This is a genomic window from Kribbella sp. NPDC051587, from assembly GCF_044453945.1.
In the GTDB taxonomy this organism is placed as follows: Bacteria; Actinomycetota; Actinomycetes; order Propionibacteriales; family Kribbellaceae; genus Kribbella.
This window is the reverse complement of record NZ_JBITDE010000011.1, coordinates 220,436-235,419: the sequence shown is the minus strand read 5'-3', so window position 1 is coordinate 235,419 and position 14,984 is coordinate 220,436. Positions and strand designations below refer to the sequence as shown.

General features: G+C 67.4%; 17 protein-coding genes. 10 read left to right on the top strand and 7 right to left on the bottom strand.

Annotated features, from left to right (window positions below; genetic code table 11):
• Positions 1–25: 25 nt before the first annotated feature.
• The 4 genes from ACIA49_RS32065 to ACIA49_RS32050 all read right to left on the bottom strand — a co-directional run bounded on the left by ACIA49_RS32065 (position 26) and on the right by ACIA49_RS32050 (position 3,075).
• On the bottom strand, positions 26–325 hold the full coding sequence (locus ACIA49_RS32065) for a DUF6458 family protein (protein ID WP_396381542.1): 300 nt from the start codon (positions 323–325) through the stop codon (positions 26–28).
• Positions 326–395: 70 nt separating this feature from the next.
• Positions 396–1,283 carry a phosphotransferase enzyme family protein gene (locus tag ACIA49_RS32060; RefSeq protein WP_396381541.1) on the bottom strand — a complete coding sequence of 296 codons (888 nt, stop codon included), beginning with the start codon at positions 1,281–1,283 and terminating at the stop codon, positions 396–398.
• 4 nt (positions 1,284–1,287) lie between these two features.
• Complete coding sequence (locus ACIA49_RS32055) at positions 1,288–2,451, bottom strand: acyl-CoA dehydrogenase family protein (protein ID WP_396381540.1); 1,164 nt, start codon at positions 2,449–2,451, stop codon at positions 1,288–1,290.
• Positions 2,452–2,496: 45 nt separating this feature from the next.
• Positions 2,497–3,075, bottom strand: coding sequence for a DUF1707 domain-containing protein (locus ACIA49_RS32050; RefSeq protein WP_396381538.1), 579 nt, complete (start codon positions 3,073–3,075; stop codon positions 2,497–2,499).
• A 70-nt stretch (positions 3,076–3,145) separates the two neighbouring features.
• On the opposite strand from ACIA49_RS32050, the gene dxr reads away from it, so the two are divergent.
• The 6 genes from dxr (at position 3,146) to ACIA49_RS32020 (ending at position 8,158) form a co-directional block, all read left to right on the top strand.
• Positions 3,146–4,357 carry a 1-deoxy-D-xylulose-5-phosphate reductoisomerase gene (gene dxr / locus ACIA49_RS32045; protein WP_396381537.1) on the top strand — a complete coding sequence of 404 codons (1,212 nt, stop codon included), beginning with the start codon at positions 3,146–3,148 and terminating at the stop codon, positions 4,355–4,357.
• A complete protein-coding gene (locus ACIA49_RS32040) occupies positions 4,354–5,664 on the top strand; it encodes a M50 family metallopeptidase (RefSeq protein WP_396381536.1) in 1,311 nt (436 codons plus the stop codon). The genes dxr and ACIA49_RS32040 overlap by 4 nt, the downstream gene beginning before the upstream one ends.
• A gap of 26 nt (positions 5,665–5,690) precedes the next feature.
• On the top strand, positions 5,691–6,842 hold the full coding sequence (gene ispG, locus ACIA49_RS32035; RefSeq protein ID WP_396381535.1) for a flavodoxin-dependent (E)-4-hydroxy-3-methylbut-2-enyl-diphosphate synthase: 1,152 nt from the start codon (positions 5,691–5,693) through the stop codon (positions 6,840–6,842).
• Between the two features lie 83 nt (positions 6,843–6,925).
• Positions 6,926–7,180 (top strand): type II toxin-antitoxin system VapB family antitoxin, encoded by a 255-nt coding sequence (locus tag ACIA49_RS32030; protein WP_396381533.1) that lies wholly within the window; start codon positions 6,926–6,928, stop codon positions 7,178–7,180.
• Positions 7,177–7,599 (top strand): PIN domain nuclease, encoded by a 423-nt coding sequence (locus tag ACIA49_RS32025; RefSeq protein WP_396381531.1) that lies wholly within the window; start codon positions 7,177–7,179, stop codon positions 7,597–7,599. The genes ACIA49_RS32030 and ACIA49_RS32025 overlap by 4 nt, the downstream gene beginning before the upstream one ends.
• Position 7,600: 1 nt before the next feature.
• Positions 7,601–8,158, top strand: a complete 558-nt coding sequence (locus ACIA49_RS32020; RefSeq protein ID WP_396381529.1) for a nucleosidase — start codon at positions 7,601–7,603, stop codon at positions 8,156–8,158.
• On the opposite strand, the gene ACIA49_RS32015 is transcribed toward ACIA49_RS32020, so the two are convergent.
• Entirely contained in the window at positions 8,130–8,642 is a 513-nt protein-coding gene (locus tag ACIA49_RS32015; protein ID WP_396381527.1) for an NUDIX domain-containing protein, read from the bottom strand. The genes ACIA49_RS32020 and ACIA49_RS32015 overlap by 29 nt on opposite strands.
• 14 nt (positions 8,643–8,656) lie before the next feature.
• Between ACIA49_RS32015 and ACIA49_RS32010 the strand changes: the two genes are divergently transcribed.
• Genes ACIA49_RS32010 through trxA form a run of 3 tightly spaced genes read left to right on the top strand, consistent with a single transcriptional unit; the run spans position 8,657 to position 9,838 of the window.
• The gene (locus ACIA49_RS32010; protein WP_396381525.1) at positions 8,657–9,085 is read left to right on the top strand and encodes a hypothetical protein; all 429 of its coding nucleotides are present in this window, start codon (positions 8,657–8,659) and stop codon (positions 9,083–9,085) included.
• A gap of 52 nt (positions 9,086–9,137) precedes the next feature.
• Entirely contained in the window at positions 9,138–9,506 is a 369-nt protein-coding gene (locus ACIA49_RS32005) for a MerR family transcriptional regulator (RefSeq protein ID WP_396381523.1), read from the top strand.
• Entirely contained in the window at positions 9,503–9,838 is a 336-nt protein-coding gene (trxA, locus tag ACIA49_RS32000; protein ID WP_396381521.1) for a thioredoxin, read from the top strand. The genes ACIA49_RS32005 and trxA overlap by 4 nt, the downstream gene beginning before the upstream one ends.
• On the opposite strand, the gene ACIA49_RS31995 is transcribed toward trxA, so the two are convergent.
• Positions 9,835–10,200, bottom strand: a complete 366-nt coding sequence (locus ACIA49_RS31995) for a nuclear transport factor 2 family protein (RefSeq protein WP_396381520.1) — start codon at positions 10,198–10,200, stop codon at positions 9,835–9,837. The genes trxA and ACIA49_RS31995 overlap by 4 nt on opposite strands.
• 53 nt (positions 10,201–10,253) lie before the next feature.
• Between ACIA49_RS31995 and ACIA49_RS31990 the strand changes: the two genes are divergently transcribed.
• Positions 10,254–10,880: a CGNR zinc finger domain-containing protein gene (locus tag ACIA49_RS31990; protein WP_396381518.1), complete on the top strand. Its 627-nt coding sequence runs from the start codon at positions 10,254–10,256 to the stop codon at positions 10,878–10,880.
• On the opposite strand, the gene ACIA49_RS31985 is transcribed toward ACIA49_RS31990, so the two are convergent.
• On the bottom strand, positions 10,877–14,902 hold the full coding sequence (locus tag ACIA49_RS31985) for an RICIN domain-containing protein (protein WP_396381517.1): 4,026 nt from the start codon (positions 14,900–14,902) through the stop codon (positions 10,877–10,879). The two genes, ACIA49_RS31990 and ACIA49_RS31985, sit on opposite strands and share 4 nt — an antisense overlap.
• Positions 14,903–14,984: the final 82 nt, after the last annotated feature.

Here is a 14,984-nt window from a genome sequence, read left to right as displayed (position 1 = left end):
AAGGCGGCTGCGCGTGGCGGTACGGCTATTTGCTCAAGCCGTTGTGGTCTTCGCGCAGGTGGGTCGGGGTGACGTCGATGACGGTCTCGGCGACCTTCTCGTGCGGCGCGACGCTGTACTGCTGCTCGACCTCGGGCTTCAGCATGGTGGCCTCGTCGCGGCTGCGCGGATTGGCCAGCCGGTACGACAGCCAGATCCCGGCAGCGCCGGCCAGCATGATGATGATCCCCAGGGCTTGGAGGTTCAGGCTGTCCGATGTGTCGCGAACAGCGAACGCAATGATCGCCCCGACCGTGACGAGCGCGATTCCGACTCCGATACGCATGCCTGACTCCTCTCGGAACTCCTGGCCCCGTGACGTGGAGTAGTGGTCCTAACTCACTGTACCCGCCCCGTCACTCCCGCATGCGCAACACGTCACGCACTAGTTCGAGCGTTCGATCCAACGCCTCCCACTGCGCCGACCCCCACGTCACCATCCCCTCCCGCGCCTCAGCCTCGTCCGCAGCCGTCAGACCGCTCTGCTCCAGCCGCCAGGCCCGCGCCGAATAGTCGGCCACGTAGCGCCGTAGCAGGAAGAACGCGAACAGGTCGAGATGCAGCGGTACGTCGGCCGGGTAGGTCTCCAGCACGTGCTTGAGCGCGTGGGCGTCGGCAGGCTGCGCCTTCTGGAGGAGGAGGGCCAGCTCGCACTCCGGCGGAGCCCACCTAGCACCCTCCCAGTCCAGCAGACTCAGTTGTCCGGAGTCGTCCACCAACAGGTTCCCGCCGTGCAGGTCGGTGTGACAGACCACCATCTGCGCCGGCAATCGTCGTACCGCGCTCTGCAGCCGCAGGAGGCGTTCGCGTTGTGGCTGGTGCGGTACGGCGAAGTCCTCGCGAAGGAGTGTGGAGGTCGGAACGACCGAGTGGAGTCTCGCCAGCACCCTGCCGAGTTCGTGGAGCAGGGGGACGGTCCACTCCTCAGGAGACCTGCCTGGTAAGAGCGGAAACAAGGCGACGACGCCGTCGGGGGTGGTGATGGAAAGCTCACCAGTGCCGGTGGGAATCGCGTAGGGCACGCGGAAACCGGAGTCCTGCAGTTGTGCGACCAACGGAAAGCGGATGAGTGCGTTGGTCGCGTCGTCTGGCGTAGTCCAGAGCTTGACGAAGTATTTGTCGTCCAGGCGGTAGCAGACTGAGCCCCAGCCGAGGGGGATGAAGGTCAGCTCGCCGGCCACGCCGTACGACGTACTGATCGCTGTGAGCAGTGCTTCGCGGTCGACTGTGGGTTCGGCGAGCATGGGGTCAGCGGAAGGCGTTTTCGCCGGTGAGGGCTTGGCCGATGACGAGTTGGTGGATCTCGGAGGTGCCCTCGTAGGTGAGGACGGACTCCAGGTTGTTGGCGTGCCGCATGATCGGGTACTCGCCGCTGATGCCGTTGGCGGCCAGGATGGTGCGGCACTCGCGGGCGATGGCGATGGCCTCGCGGGTGTTGTTCAGCTTGCCGACGCTGACCTGCTCCGGGCGGAGCGTGCCCTTCTCCTTCAGCCGGCCGAGGTGGACTGCCAGCAGGATGCCCTTGTTGAGCTCGACCGCCATGTCGGCGATCTTGGCCTGCGTGAGCTGGTAGCCGGACAGCGGCTTGTCGAAGACGGTCCGCTCACCGGCGTACGCGATCGCCGTCTCCAGGCAGTCGCGGGCCGCGCCCATCGCGCCGAAGATGATGCCGAACCGCGCCTCGTTCAAGCAGCCCAACGGACCCGACAGCCCACGCGCCTCAGGCAGCACCGCGTCAGCCGGCAGCCGCACATCTTCTAGTACGAGCTCTGACGTGACAGAGGCGCGCAGCGACATCTTCACCTTGATCTCCGGAGCGGAGAAGCCAGGCGTCGCCGTCGGTACGACGAAACCGCGCACACCCTCGTCGGTCCGGGCCCACACCACAGCCACGTCGGCCACTGACCCGTTGGTGATCCACATCTTCGAACCGTTCAGCACCCAGTCGTCACCGTCGCGTCGCGCGTTCGTCCGCATCCCACCGGGGTTGGAGCCGAAGTCAGGCTCGGTCAGCCCGAAGCACCCGATCGCCTCACCCGCGGACATCCGGGGCAGCCACTCGTTCTTCTGCTCGTCACTGCCGTACTTCCAGATCGCGTACATCGCCAGCGACCCCTGCACCGAGACCAGCGACCGCATCCCCGAGTCGGCCGCCTCGATCTCCAGACACGCCAGCCCGTAAGCCACCGGCCCCAGTCCCGCACAGCCGTAGCCGGTCAGGTGCATGCCCAGGAACCCGAGCGCCCCCAGCTCCTTGGCCAGCTCCCGCGCCGGAATGCTCGCGCTCTCGAACCACTCCGGCAACGAAGGCCGCAACCGCTCGTCCGCGAACCGCCGAGCCGCCGTACGGACGTCGACCTCCTCCGCGGTGAGCAGCGAGTCCACGTCCACAAGATCCAGCGAAACGGTCATGCGCTCACGGTATCGGCAACCAGACCACCGCGAACGAGGTTTAGATCACTTGCGGTACCAGGGCCACCACCAGCGGCGTTTGCGCGGATGGCGGACCGTGAGGGAGCTGTAGCGGGCGCTGCCTGTCACGACGAGGTGCACGGCGTCGGGGCCCGCGGGGGTGGTCTTGTTCGAGGCGGAGCCGCCGTGGAGCTCGACGTCGTCGAGGGTGACGGACCAGCCGACGGGGACGATCATCGTGATCGAGCTGTGGGTGAGGTTCGCGGTGACGGTCACCTCGGGCCAGTGCACGGCGGCGTCGGTGAAGTCGAGGCGCGCCGAGGAGTGCACGAGCTCGGCGCCGACGCGCTCCGGGACGTGCCAGGCGCCCTCACGCTTCTGCGAGCTGTGAGTGGCGCGGATCATCACCTCGGCCGGCCTGCTGGTGTCGCGGACCGGGACCAGGTCCGCGGTCGCGTCGCGCAGCTCGAGCTGTGTCTTGGCCGAGTACACCTGCGTCAGCCGCTCGTCCAGCTCCTGGAAGTCGAGGCGACCGTCGGTGTGCGCTTCCTGAAGGACGGAGGCGGCGCGCTCCCGGTCTTTGTCAGAGGCCCGTTGACTGGGCGGCGGCTGCTCCAGACTCATGGGACAACGGTACGCCGTTTACTCCGGGGCGACGGTTACAGCTCACACCACCACCTGGGACAATGGCGGTGTGAACCCGCGCTCCGTCGTCATCCTCGGCTCGACCGGTTCGATCGGCACTCAGGCCCTTGAGCTGATCGGACGTAATCGCGACCGGTTCCGGGTGCTCGGGCTGTCGGCCGGCGGCGACAACGTCGGGCTGCTGGCCGAACAGGCGCTGGCGTTCGAGGTCGAGGTGGTCGCGGTGGCGAAGGCCACAGTGGCGCAGGATCTGCAGCTGGCGTTCTACGCCGAGGCGCAGCGGCAGGGATACGCGCAGGGCGAGTTCCGCATCCCGAAGATCATCACCGGTCCGGATGCGTCGAGCGAGCTGGCCGCGACCCCGTGCGACGTCGTACTGAATGGCATCACCGGCTCGGTCGGCCTGCGTCCGACGCTGGCCGCGCTGGACGCGGGGAACACGCTCGCGCTGGCCAACAAGGAGTCGCTCGTCATCGGCGGCCCCGTCGTCACCCGGCGGGTGAAGCCCGGCCAGATCGTGCCGGTCGACTCCGAGCACAGTGCGATCGCGCAGTGCCTCCGTGGCGGTGCTCCGGATGAGGTACGGCGGTTGCTCCTGACCGCGAGCGGTGGTCCGTTCCTCGGCCGCAAGCGGTCCGAGCTCGCGAATGTCACCGTCGAGCAGGCGCTCGCCCACCCGAACTTCGCGATGGGCCCGGTCGTGACGATCAACTCCGCGACCCTGGTCAACAAGGGGCTCGAACTGATCGAGGCGCACCTGCTGTTCGGCATCCCGATGGACCGCGTGGACGTCGTCGTGCACCCGCAGCAGGCGGTGCACTCGATGGTCGAGTTCCACGACGGCTCGACGATCGCGCAGGTCTCGCCGCCGACGATGACGCTCCCGATCGCCCTCGGGATCGGCTGGCCCGACCGGATACCGGACGCGTCGCCGCCCTGGGACTGGGCGACCGCGAGCAGTTGGCAGTTCCTGCCGCTCGACGACGAGGCATTCCCCGCCGTCGGTCTGGCCCGCGAGGCCGGGACGCTGGGCGGGACCGCCCCGGCCGTGTTCAACGCGGCCAACGAGGTCTGCGTGCAGGCCTTCCGGGACGGGAAACTGCCCTTCCTGGGCATCGTCGACACGGTCGCTCAGGTGCTGACCGATCACGACGTACCCTCGTACGAGGAGCTGTCCGTCGACGACGTCCTGGCCGCGGATGCCTGGGCGCGGACCCGGGCGCGCGAGATCACCGGAGTACAGGAGACCACCACCGCATGACCGTCTTGCTCACCATCCTCGGCATCGTGGTCTTCGCCCTCGGCATCATCGTGTCGGTGGCCCTGCACGAGCTGGGCCACATGCTCCCGGCCAAGGCCTTCGGGATGAAGGTCACCCAGTTCTTCGTCGGCTTCGGCCGCACGGTCTGGTCGGTCAAGCGCGGTGAGACCGAGTACGGCTTCAAGTCGATCCCGGCCGGTGGCTTCGTCCGGATCATCGGGATGCTCCCGCCCGCCAAGGGCGACGCCCCGAACAAGGTGCGCAAGGCCAGCACCGGCCCGATCCAGTCGATCGCCGAGAACGCCCGCAACGCGGAGTACGAGACCATCGACCCCGCCGACGACGGCCGCCTGTTCTACCAGAAGGTGTGGTGGAAGAAGCTGATCGTGATGGCGTCCGGCCCGTTGGTCAACGTCGTGATCGCGTTCCTGCTCTTCGGCGGGCTCTTCATGCTGTACGGCGCCAATGTCGCGCAGACGACCGTCTCGACCGTCACCGACTGTGTGATCCCGGCCAGTCAGGCCAGCGCGGACCGCAAGTGCACGAACACCGACACGGTGTCGCCGGCCAAGACCGCGGGATTCCAGGTCGGGGACAAGATCCTGTCGTTCAACGGCACCCAGATCTCCAGCTGGGACCAGCTCACGCCGCTGATCCGGGCCAACACCGACAAGCCGGCGACGATCGTTGTCGAGCGCAACGGTGCGCAGCAGACCCTGCAGACCAAGACGATCATCAACCAGGTGCCCAAGGAGGCCGGGTCGGACGAGATCGTCTCGGTCGGCTTCCTCGGGGTGTCGCCGGAGATGAAGCTCGAGCGGCAGGGCCCCGGCTTCGTGGTCGACAAGATGGGCGAGCTGACCGTCGCCACCGTGAAGGCGATCGGCAACTTCCCGGCCAAGCTGGTCGGTGTCGCGAAGTCGATCGTCGGCGGCGAGCGCGACCAGAACAGCCCGATGAGCGTCGTCGGCGCCAGCCGGGTGGCCGGCGAGATCGCCTCGAACCAGTCCCTGTCCGGCGGCGAGCGGATCGCCTTCCTGGTCTCGTTGCTTGCCTCGCTCAACCTCTTCCTTGCCCTGTTCAACTTCATCCCGCTGCTGCCGCTCGACGGCGGCCACATGATCGGAGCGATCTGGGAGGGCGTCCGGCGCGGCTTCGCGAAGCTGTTCGGCCGCCCCGACCCCGGGTACGTCGACGTCGCCAAACTCCTCCCGATCGCCTACGTGATGGCGAGTGTGATCACCGTGATGGGTGTGCTGCTCGTGATCGCCGACATCGTGAACCCGATCCGTCTGTTCAACGGCTGACCCTCTCACCGAACGAGTAAGGAATCATGAGCATCTCCCTGGGCATGCCCGCGCTGCCGCCGCCCGTCCTGGCCCCGCGCCGTAAGACCCGCCAGATCAAGGTGGGCAAGGTGCTGGTCGGTGGCGACGCGCCGGTCTCGGTGCAGTCGATGACGACGACCCTGACCTCCGACGTCAACACCACGCTGCAGCAGATCGCGGAGCTGACCGCGGCCGGCTGCGACATCGTCCGGGTCGCCTGCCCGTCGCAGGACGACGCCGACGCGCTGCCGGAGATCGCGCGGCACTCGCAGATCCCGGTGATCGCCGACATCCACTTCCAGCCGAAGTACGTGTTCGCCGCGATCGAGGCCGGCTGTGCGGCGGTCCGGGTGAACCCGGGCAACATCCGCAAGTTCGACGACCAGGTCAAGGAGATCGCGGCCGCCGCCAAGGACCACGGCACCTCGATCCGGATCGGCGTCAACGCCGGCTCGCTCGACCCGCGGCTGCTGAAGAAGTACGGCAAGGCCACGCCCGAGGCGCTGGTCGAGTCCGCGGTCTGGGAAGCCTCACTGTTCGAGGAGCACGACTTCCACGACTTCAAGATCTCGGTCAAGCACAACGACCCGGTCATCATGGTCCGCGCCTACGAGCTGCTGTCCGAGCGCGGCGACTGGCCGCTGCACCTCGGCGTCACCGAGGCCGGCCCGGCCTTCCAGGGCACGATCAAGTCCGCGACCGCGTTCGGCGCGCTGCTGTCCAAGGGCATCGGCGACACCATCCGCGTCTCGCTGTCGGCCCCGCCGGTCGAGGAGGTCAAGGTCGGCCTGCAGATCCTGCAGTCGCTGAACCTGCGCGAGCGCAAGCTCGAGATCGTCTCCTGCCCGTCGTGCGGCCGCGCCCAGGTGGACGTCTACACGCTGGCCGAGCAGGTCACCGCCGGCCTCGAGGGCATGGAGGTCCCGCTCCGCGTCGCCGTCATGGGCTGCGTCGTGAACGGTCCCGGCGAAGCCCGCGAGGCCGACCTCGGTGTTGCCTCCGGCAACGGCAAGGGCCAGATCTTCGTCAAGGGCGAGGTGATCAAGACCGTCCCCGAGTCCAAGATCGTCGAGACCCTGATCGAAGAGGCGATGCGGATCGCCGAGGAGATGGGCGAGACCACCAGCACCGGCGAACCAACCGTAACAGTCGGGTAGCACCACGTTCGGGTCGAATATGGTGCGCACAGAGGCGATCGACTGGTGCGTTATTCGCTTGAGATTGGCGTACCGTTGCTCCTGTGACGCGCATCTCCGTAGATGTGAACGACGAGTGGCTGGACGCCGCTCGTGCCGAGCTGGGCACCGACAGCAAGGTGGAGACGATCAATGCCGCCTTGCACGAGTTCGCCCGACGGCAACGGGCCAGGGCTCTGATCGCGACCTTGGATGACGTCGAGCTGGATACGAGTGGATCGGCTGACGCGTGGCGTTATGGCGGCGGTCGTGACTTGAGCAAGCTCGAGGAAGATGCGCGAGAGGCGCCCAGCGCATGATGGCCGGCGCCGCCTATCTGGTGGACACCTCGGTCGTCGTGCTGCGCGGTCGGCAGATCGAGGTCAAGCAGCGCTTCGACGCCCTGCTGATCGAGGGCCGGCTGACCTTCTGTCAGATGGCTCTGCTCGAGTGCCTGAACAATGCACCCGATCCACGGTCGTACGAGCGGATGTGGGCGGATCTTCACGAGCAGCGGTGGGCAGATGTCACCACTGAGGTGATGGACCGGGCGCTGGACGTGCATCGGGCGCTCGCGGCCAAGAGTCAGCATCGCGGATTCAAGCTGCTGGATCTGATCATTGCGGGCACGGCTGAGCTCGCCGGGCTGACGGTGCTGCACTACGACGAGGACTACGAGCGGATCGCGAAGGTTACCGGGCAACCGGTCGAGTGGGTTGTCCCGAAGGGATCTCTCTGACATGACCGACTATTTGGTGGTCAGTGCGGTGCCAGGTGAGGCGCGCTACGTTCCCGAGGGACTGCCGGTGGTCATCACCGGTGTCGGGAAGACGCAGGCAGCGGTTGCGATGGCGCGGGCGCTGGCGTCGCGTGACACCTCGGACCTCGTTGTCCTGAACGTCGGTACGACGGGCGCCCTGCGCGACGGGCTGTCCGGGATCTACCTGCCGAGCTCGGTGATCAACCACGACCTGAACGCGGACGCGATCCGGGCGATCGGGCTCGACCCGCAGGAGGAGTTGCCGGTCGACGGCGGTGACGGGACGGTGCTGGCATCCGGCGACGTGTTCGTGGCCGACCCCGCCGTACGGGATCGGCTGGCTGAGCGGGCGCACCTGGTCGACATGGAGGCGTACGGCGTCGTCTACGCGTGCCGTGAGTTCGGCGTACCGGTCAAGGTCGTCAAGCACGTCTCCGACTCAGCTGACGACGCTGCCCTCGACTGGCCGGCGCAGGTCGACGCCAGCGCCAAGGTCCTGGGGGAGTGGCTCACTCAGTTCGTGCGGCCAGCCAGCTGAGTACGGCGGTCTCACGCACGAGCCACCGCATCACGCCCACACCGCTGTCCAACACACCGCGGTTGGCTGCCAACGCCTCGGCGACGGTCACCCACCGCGGTGTCAGTTCGAGCTCAGCCTCGTAGCCCTCCAACTGCTGGGCGCCCATGGCTGTGCCGCCTGAGCAGGCGAAGTAGTGCGACGTCATGCCGAACACCTCGTACTCCGTGTCCTCGGCCGCCACCTCTTCCCGCGTCGTGCCCAGCTCTGCACCGACCACGACTCCGTCGTACGCGCACTCCTCCTGGAACTCGCGCACCAGCGCCGCCGCGAACGATTCACCCGCCTCTACTCCGCCCCCGGGGAACTTGAAATCCCCGTGGCGTGAACCCAGCAACAACAATCGCGGCCCGTCGAACAGCACGCCGCGGACCGCCGTCCGTTCGACGACCCGTCCGTCGGCGGGGAGGCCTGGTGCGGTGAACGTGCCGAGGTGTGCGCTCAACTGCGCTCCTGGAGATGGACGGCGACGCGTGCTGCGACGGACAATGCCTGATGTCTCAACTCCAGGCAAGCCAGCCGCTGTTGTGCCGCTTGAACTTCCATCGGGTCGATGTGTGGACGATGCGCTCCGATGCCCATCCTTGCGAGCAGGTCCGGCGCTGCAAGCGATGCGCGGTGGAGATGCAGGCGCAAACGTTCCACGACTGGGGAAGCCCTCGCCGAGCCGGCGATTCCTGTACGGCGACCTTCACCTGCGCGGACTGCGGTGCGCGCAAGGCGGACGTCGCGCACGTTTACCGGGAGCAGCTCGGTGACGACTGCCTGAAGATCGTGGCGTGCACGGTCTGCAGGTCGGAGAAGTCGCGGGGCTACGTCCACGACTATCGGGGCGCCGACCCCGGATGCCGGCGCTGCGGCTTCGAACCGACGAGCGACGAAGCCTAGGCTTGACCTTGACCCTGGGGGCAGGGTTTAGCGTCGAGGCAGAGGAGGCGGGATGCGGATCGGGGACTTGGCCCAAGCGGCCGGCGTGACGATCAAGGCGGTGCGGTACTACGAGTCGCAGGGGCTGCTGAAGCCGCGTCGCGAATCGAACGGGTACCGCGCGTACGACGCCGAGGACGTGCTGATCGTGCGGGAGGTGAAGGCGTTGCTGAGCCTTGGCCTGACCGCGGAGCAGACGTACCCGTTCATCGAGTGTCTGCGCGCCGGTAACGACCGGGCCGACGTGTGCCCGGCGTCGCTGACGGCGTACCGGATCCGGATCGCCGAGGTGGACCAGCGGATCGCTGAGCTCACCGCGCTGCGAGGCCGGCTGACCGACCTCCTGACCGATGCCGAGAGCTGGAGGACGAACCGAACATGAGTGACCTGCGATCAGTCGACGAGACCACCTTCGACGAGCTGGTACTGCGCTCCGACAAGCCGGTGCTCGTCGAGTACTGGGCCCAGTGGTGCGGGCCGTGCCACCAGATCCTGCCGATCCTCACCCAGATAGGTGCCGAGCGCAACGATCAGCTCACGGTCGTGAAGCTGAACGCCGACGAGAACCCGGCCATCTCCGCGGCCTATCGCGTGATGGCCCTGCCGACCCTGATGCTGTTCCACCACGGTCAGCCGATCTGGGCGGTTGTCGGGGCCCGCCCCAAGGCCAAGCTCCTCAAGGAGCTGGACGACGCCCTGCTGGCTGCCGTCTAGAGAGCGGTCTGCTGGTGGAAGATGACGCGCCAGTCGCCGGAGCCGTTGTTCCACACGGTGCTCGCGTACGACGGGAACTGCTGTTCCTGGCCGTCCAGTAGGACGGTGACCTCGACGCGGTAGGTGACGATCGCGGTGTGGTCGTCGATGACGATCACCTTCTCGTCCGTCCGCGGGGTCTTCAGGTAGGGGTTGTGGTTGGCCTGGATCCCGGGGACGGCGGCGGTCTTGTCGATGATGCCGTACTTGCTGACGGCCAGCGCGTCGTCGCGCAGCCACTGGGCGTAGAACGATCCGTCGCCCTCGCGGTTCGCGCGCCACAGCTGGTCCTCGAGGTCGAGCAGGGTCTCCTGGACGGACATGAATGCTCCTGTAACTGGTTAAACCGGTGTGAGACACCGAATATAGTGGTTACATGAAGCCAGGGGCAAGACGTCTGACCGGCACGGACGGGGTGAGCCACACCTTCGATCCGGGCAGCTTCGCGCTGGAGCTGATCCTCAGCGGCGGCCCGCCCCCGTGGGACCGCTACGAGCTCCTGCACACCCCGGACGACGCGGCCGCCTGGCTGGCCGAGTCCTACCTCGCGGCCGACCTGCCCTTCACCGCGGACGACGTCCGCGTCACCAAAGCGGACCTGGCACGGCTGAAGGAATTCCGCGCGCTGTTGTGGCACGTCGTACCAGGCATGATCCCTGACGCGAAGACGCTGCCCGGCATCACCACGCGGCAGCTGACCCCCGAGGACCGCGCGCTCATCAACGCCACGGTCGGCGAACCGCCGCTGGCCGAGCTCGACGAGGCCGGCCGGATCCGCCGCCGTACCCCCATCACCATGCGTCAGGTCCTGGGCGCAGCCGCCCAGGACCTGATCGACATCATCGGAAGCGACCAGGTCGCTCGCCTCCGGATGTGCGAGGGCGACAACTGCGCCCTGATGTTCTACGACACCTCACGCCCCGGCAACCGCCGCTGGTGCTCGATGCAGCGGTGCGGCAATCGCCACAAGGTCGGCAACTACCGCACCCGCCACCCCAGCTAACGCTTCTGGAAGCTCCACCGCTGACAGGGACCACCGTGGTAGAACCACGTGATCACGTCGGCATCGGTCGTCCGGTTGCACCCGGCAACATCCATCGAGAGACCGCTGCCGGCCTGGATGACGCTGTAGGTGCCGCCAGGTGTCGGCTCGATCCGCCACAGCTGACACTCGGACTCGTTGCTCGTCCACAAGTTGACGAAGGCCCCCGGCAGTTTCGAGCACCCGACCAGGTCCAGCACCTTCGCGGTCTTGCCGTCGACGATCTTGTACAGGTCGTCACCGAGGCTCTGCAGCTTCCAGGACTGGCACAGACTGCCGGTGACCTCGGCCCACATCCGCACGTTGGCGCCGTCGTCGGTCTGGCAGTCCTGTACGTCGAGCACCGCCGCCGCGTTGGTCGCCGCCGAGGTTCGGTACTTGGCGTTCAGGTTCTCGCCCAGCGGTACAGCGTTGTACGACGGCCGCAGAATCCACTGCTGGTTCGACCCCTGCCCGCAGGTCTCCTGCTGCACCGGCGCATAGTCGGCAGGTGACGCGTCGATGATCGACAGACACTTCCCGCTGTGCGCGAGCTTCAGTTGGACGACGGTGTCGTAGCTGGCGCCGTCGACGTACGAGAGCGTGAACTGCTGGTTGGCGGTCGCCTCGCCGTTCCCGTTGCCGCACGGCCACTGGATCAGCTGGCCACCGTCCTGCATGCTCCAGTTGTCCATGTCCGCACACTTCAGCGGCCCCTCACCGGTCGCCGTGTGCATCGGTTTCAAGGCGTACTGGTCGGTGCCGGCGATCTGCGCGATCTGGAACCTGGCGTTGAGGTCCACCGGGAGGCACTGGTACTGGATGTACTTGGCCAGATTGTCGACGCTGGCGCCCGAGACGTTCAGGCACTTGCCGCTGTTGCGGTTGACCAGTTCGTACTCGCGGTGCTCGATGTCGAACTTCGGACCGGTCACCGCGCCGACTTCGCCCTGCCAGCCCAGTACGCGGTCGGCGAACGCCGTGCCGGAGGACTGGAAGCTGAAGACCTGGCGGTCGACCGGGGCGGTGCCACCGGCGTACAGGATGGCGGCGTCGCCCTTGCCGTCGGCGTTGTAGTCGCCGGTGGTCAGGGTCGCCTTGGACAGGTCGAGATCGACCGTCTTGCGCCACCACGAGCTCTGGGTGAGCGCCGTACCGGTGGACTTGAGAACTGTGAGCCCGGCGTCGGTCTGGTTGTTGGCCGTGCCGTACTCGTACAGAGCGACGATGTCGTCCTTGCCGTCGCCGTCCACGTCGGCCACCGCCGGGCGGCTCTTCTCCCAGCAGAGGTTCCCCGCGCCCGAGTCGTAGATCGTCTGGGCGGCCGCGAACCCGCTCCCCGTCGACTTGTACAGGTCGACCGTGGTGCGGCAGCCGTTCAGGTTGCGCACACTGAGCAGGTCGAGCTTCTTGTCCCCGTCGACGTCGGCCAGCAGCGGAGCGCTCGCCGACCACGGATTGCCCGCGGCCGAGGTCGTCCAGGTGGTCGGCGCCGAGAAGTTGTTCGCGGCCCGGAACACCAGTGCGCTCCAGTTGCCGCTGCCGGCGTTCTGTACGACGAGGTCGGCCTTGCCGTCGCCGTCGACGTCACCGCCGATCATCCGTGCCGTGCTCAGGGGCCAGCCGTTCGGCCCGCTGCTCCACAGCGCCGGCGGCGCGTCGTACCGGTTGCCGTCCGAGGTGAGCTTGTACAGATAGATCTGGCGGCCGGCGCCTTCACGGAACAGCGCCAGGTCGGTCCGGCCGTCGCCGTCGAGGTCGCCCTGGACAGGCCGCGTGCGGTACAGGTTGAAGCCGCCGCCCTCACGACTGTCCCAGCCGATGTAGCCGGGGTAGTAGGTGCTGTCGCCCTGGGAGTCGAAGTTCCAGACCGTGGTCCGGCCGAAGCCGTGGTCGACCACCGACGTGATGTCGGCCCGGCCGTCACCGTTGACGTCGTTGCGGACGTGGGTCACCGGTGGCGGGCTGTCGTCGAGGGCCTGCAGGCTCCATTGCTTGAACTTCTCGCTGATGTTGCCGGCGCTGTCGACCGCCTTCACGAACAGGGTGGCAGACGGCGTCTGGGTCGCCGGATCGACGAAGACGGTGGCCGGAATCGTGGCCTGGCCGTTGATCGCCTTGACCCGCATCGTCATCTTGTCCTGCTGGTAGCCGAACAGGAACTCGGTGACGTCGGTGTCCGCGGCCGAGCCCACCTTGAAGGTGACCTTGCCGGCCGTCCGGATCTGCAGCACGGGCTCGCCGTTCGGGAAGTCGCTCGACGTCACCACCGGGGTCGCCGGCTTGACCTTGTCGACCACGAACCAGCAGGCCGGCGTCGTCGCGCCGCTCTCGACGTCGTCGCGCGATGTCGCGGTGTACCTGTACTTCTTGCCGGACACCAGCTTGTCGGCGGGGACCTCCGGCCACGAGAACGCCGCGCCGCTGACCGTCGGGCCGACGTCGGAGGACCAGGCCTCGGCCCCGGTCTCGTCGACGATCTGCAGCTTGGTGGTGACGTTGTCACCGGCGTCGGGGTCGTTGGCGATCGCCCCGAACTGCGGCTGCAGGGTGGCGATCGGCAGCGGCTTGTCCTGGGGGGCGCAGGGCTGCGGACGGGTGAAGTTGAAGCTCTTCGGGATCCGCGGCGGGGTGTTGTAGGTGATCGAGATGACCGCGGTGTTCGGGTGGAACTTCTTCCACTGCAGCTGGTCGCCCTCGTTCGCGGCCCGCAGCCCGAACGACACCTGGGGACTCCGCGCGTCGGCGACCCCCTGCAGGATCTGCCGGAGCCGCTCGTTGCCGAACTCGATCGGGTTGTCCTCGTTCCAGGGATAGGCCTCGCCGTACGACGTCGCGACGTTCTCGCGCCAGTAACCCTCCTGGCTGCCCCAGTTGACCACGTCCGTGGTGTGCAGGTCGTTCAGCCACCACAGCTGCACCGGCCGGGCGGTACCGTCCGGCGACTTGTTGATGGTGATCCGGAAGGTGGCGCTGATGACATGGCTGCCGGCGATCGTCTGGGCGCCGTTGGTGGTGTTCATCAAGAACATCGACCGGTACTTCTGGCTCGACTCGCCGTAGATCGCGCCCATCTTGGCGCCCTCGTCGTTGCGGTCGTAGGTCCAGCCCTGGTCGCTGCCGGTCATCTTCGTGCTGACGTGCAGCCAGTTCACCAGCCCGCCACCGATCGACGGGTCGATCAGCACCGGGTACTTCGTCTTCGGACCGGTGAGCAGCTCGCGGTCCGGCGTCAGCGACATCGTCGAGCCGGACAACGTGATCCCGAGCCGGGCCGGCTTCTCGGTCGCGTCCCACATGGCCGGCGGGGGAGCGGTGAAGACGGTCTCACCCTTCTTGCCCTGGGCAACCGTCGTACCGTCCTCGCGGACCGACAGCCTCAGGCTGTCACTGCTGATCGGGTAGCGCAGCGTCCGCAGCGCCGGGTTCGCCGCGGCGGCGCGGTTCTTGACCACCAGCAGATGCTGGAAGTCGGTGACGCCGACAACGATCCGCAGGTCCACTCCCGGCAGGACCTCCGGGTACGTCGCTGTGTCGCCCGCCAACCGCGGTGCCGGCAACACGCCAGGCCACCCCATGCTGATCCGCTGCCCGCGCTTCCCGATCGTCAGCAGCTGACCGGAACCCCCACCGGACAACACGATCGGCGTGACCGCGGCCTTCGGCCGGATGCTCCCGTCGGCTCCCTTGACCAGGGTGGCGTCCGGAGTCGTCCACCGTTGCCCCTGCCGGACCCGGACCGGCAGCGCGTGCTGCTCCATGGTCTTGGTTCCGTCCGGATTGGCGAACACCTCCGCGGTCTCCGACCGCAGGTTCTCGATCTCGACCCGGTGGCCGCTCTGCTTGGCAGCCGTTGCCGCCTTGCCCATCGGCGAAAGGTCCACAGCCGGTGGCGCTGCCTCCGGTCCGGTCTGCGCCGCCCTGGCGGGTTCGGCGGGAACCACCGCCGACGTCCACAACAACCCTGCAGCGGCAAGTCCTGCCGTCAGTGCTCCCCATCGCATCTTGCGATCACCTCACTGTGAAGACCTCACGAAACGGGCAAGCCGAAGCGACCTGGCGCTGGGCCCTGCCCACCATCACATG